Here is a 3,261-nt window from a genome sequence, read left to right as displayed (position 1 = left end):
ATCACCGACGATGTGGTCGAGGCCGCGCGGAGTACGCTCGTCATCGGTGCCACATAGCGCTGGAGAACGACCGCCACCTATCTCTGAAGGTCACAACGATGCCTGGGGATTTTGATGTTGCAAAAATCTATCGCAAAAGGAAAGAGTTCTGCGATGATTTTAGCGACGGGTGTTCCATGCTCATCGGCTATGCGCGCGTCTCAACTGACGACCAGGATCTTTCGCAGCAGCGGGCGTCCCTACAGGCGGCCGGCTGTCAGCGAATCTATGAGGAGAAGGTCTCCGGAGCAAAACGCGTCCGGCCACAGCTTGCCCGGCTGATCGATCAACTCCGGGCCGATGACGTTGTGACGGTCACGCGCCTCGACAGGCTGGCCCGGTCAACCCGCAATCTTCTCGATATTGCGGAGCAGCTCCGCGAAGCCGGTGCGGGTCTCCGGTCGCTCGCGGAGCCTTGGGCCGACACTACCTCGCCGGCTGGCCGGATGATCCTGACCGTGTTCGCCGGCATCGCCGAATTCGAGCGCTCTCTGATCGCCGAGCGGACCGGCATTGGCCGCGTAGCCGCCAGAGCGCGCGGCGTACGGTTCGGCCGGCCGCCGAAATTGACCGCTGACCAGATCGCTCTCGCTCGGCGCTTGGTCGATGAAGGGCGATCTCCCCGCGAGGCAGCCCAAATTCTCAATGTCCATGCATCAACGCTGTACCGGGCGTTTGCGCTTCAAACTCCCAAAACTGCTGTCTCCGGTTCCTGATCGACCCGTTGTCAATTTTGCTGTTCCGCGGCTGCCGGGCCGCTAAAGATTGGAAGCGGTGTCTCGGACAGCTCACTCCGTGACAGCCTCGGACCCGCATCACTATTCTCTCCCGAAAACGAGGTAATGGGAGATTGGAAATATGGCGCGTCGACGGCTGTTGACCGAAGACCAGTGGGCAAGGCTCCTGGCGGTGCCGGACGACGAACGCGCGATGGTGCGCCACTATACGCTCAGCAGGGACGATCTCGACATCGTCACCCTCCGCCGCACGGCGCACACCCGCCTGGGCTGTGCCATTCTGCTCTGCTATCTCCATCATCCCGGGCGCATTCCCGGGCCGGACGAGCGCCCGCCCATCGCGCTGCTGGCGTTCGTTGCCCGCCAAGTGGGCGCCGAACCTGACGATTTCATCGCCTACAGTCGACGTGACCAGAACCGGCGGGAGCAGGTCGCCGCGATCATGGCACGGACCGGTCACCGCGCCTTTGATCGAACCCTCTTTCGCGACCTTGCTGCTTGGCTGACCTCCAAGGCACAGATTACACGGGACCCGATCATTCTGGCGACCACCCTGATCGATGAGTTCCGCCGCCGTCGTATCCTGATCCCTTCTGCGGCGATCCTGGAACTGATGCTCCATCAGGCTCGCGGCCGGGCCGAACGGGTTCTGCATCGTGCCCTTGTCGATGGTGTCGACCAGCGGACAACCGAAGCGCTCGACCGATTGCTGACCTTGCGGGCCGACACTGAAACGACAATGCTCGCTTGGTTGCGTCGGGTGCCGGCAGCCCCCACCGCCCGCAACATGCTGGCGGTCATTGAGCGCCTTTCCGCCTTGAAGGAGCTTGGCATCGACCGGGCGTTGCGCACTCGCGTGCCGGAGGTCGCGTTCGAGCGGCTCGCGGCCGAGGGCCTGCGGATGACGCCGCAGCATCTTCAGGATCTGGCGACGTCGCGCCAGCGTGCCGTGCTCGCCGCCACCGCGATTCGCCTGGAGATGGATCTGACCGATGTCACCCTGTCGATGTTCGACAAGCTGATCGGCAGTCTGGCACGGAAGGCCGAGCGCCGGACGGCGGAAAACACCCTGCGCTCCGTCCGGGACACCCAGACCCAGTTGCGGGTGCTGCTGACCGCGTGTAAGGCGGTGATCGGCGCTCGGGAGGCTGGCACCGATCCCTACGAAGCCGTCGACCAGGGGGTCGGCTGGTTCCGTTTCATGAAATGCGTCACCGACAGCGAAGCCCTGGCGAAGCCGGAGATCGCCGACCCGCGCACCGAGATGCTTGGCCGCTACGCCACCGTCCGGGCCTTCGCTCCCACGCTCCTCAATCGTTTCAGCTTTCTCGGCAGTGCCTCGGTGACGCCGTTGTTGCGGGCGCTCGACACCATTCGCGTCATGTACGCCGCCGGGCGCCGCACTCTGCCCGAGAAGCCACCGACCGGCTTCATCCGACGCTCCTGGCGCCCCTTCGTCATCAAGAAGGAGGGCATCGACCGGAGAGCCTACGAAATCTGCGCGCTATCCGAACTGCGTGACCGGTTGCGGGCAGGCGACGTCTGGGTGGAGGGGAGCCGCCAGTACCGGGATTTCGAGAGCTGCCTCATGCCGCGCCCAACCTTCGACATCCTTCACGAGGAGGGGGCGTTGCCCGTTGCCGTTCCACGGAGCGCTGACGGACACCTTGCTGAAAGAGGCGCGGAACTCGACCGGATCGTTGCCGACGTGGCGGACCTTGCCAAACAGGGGTTGCTTGAAGACGTCGACCTGTCCGACGGCGAACTCCGCGTCACGCCGATCCGGGACACGACCCCACCGGAGGCGGAAGACCTTGGCCGCCGAGCTTACGATCTCATGCCACGGGTCAAGATCACCGACCTTCTGCTGGAGGTGGATGGCTGGACCGACTTCTCCGGCTGCTTCACGCACCAACGGAGCGGCCGGCCCGCTGACGACAGGGCGGCAACATTGACCGCTGTGCTGGCCGACGGCATCAACCTCGGGCTGTCCCGGATGGCCGAAGCATGCCAAGGGGCATCCATGCGGCAACTTGCTTGGATGCATGACTGGCACATCCGCGACGACACCTACATGGTGGCGCTCGCCTGCATCATCGACACGCACAGAGCCTTGCCATTGGCCGCCGTCTGGGGTGACGGGCGTACGTCATCCTCCGACGGGCAATTCTACCGCGCCGGCGGTCGCGGCGAAGCCGTCGGCGATGTGAACGCCCATCACGGCAACGAGCCGGGCATCGCCTTCTACACCCATGTCTCCGATCAGTACGGCCCCTTCCACACCAAGGTGATCGCGGCGACCGCCAGCGAGGCACCTCACGTCATCGACGGCCTTCTCCATCACCAGAGCGGTTTGGAGATCGAGGAGCATTACACGGACACTGGAGGCGCGAGCGTTACATGGACAGTCAAGAGGGAACTGGAGGCGGCTGTCCGGATAGTCCACAGAGGGGCCCCGTGCGCCGCGAAGCGCTCCTCAAGCAGC

The 3,261-nt window shown here is 64.4% G+C and carries 2 protein-coding genes; both read left to right on the top strand.

Annotated elements, in window-relative coordinates:
- Positions 1 to 176 precede the first annotated feature (176 nt).
- Entirely contained in the window at positions 177 to 755 is a 579-nt protein-coding gene (locus J2Y49_RS32320; protein WP_310119869.1) for a recombinase family protein, read from the top strand.
- 142 nt (positions 756 to 897) lie between these two features.
- Positions 898 to 3,261, top strand: a 2,364-nt coding sequence (locus tag J2Y49_RS32315; RefSeq protein ID WP_310119868.1) for a Tn3 family transposase, incomplete at its 3' end; no start/stop codon positions are given.

The organism is Azospirillum sp. BE72 (assembly GCF_031455875.1).
Classification (GTDB): Bacteria; Pseudomonadota; Alphaproteobacteria; order Azospirillales; family Azospirillaceae; genus Azospirillum.
The sequence above is the reverse complement of the archived record's forward strand: the minus strand, read 5'-3'. Positions and strand labels throughout refer to the sequence as shown.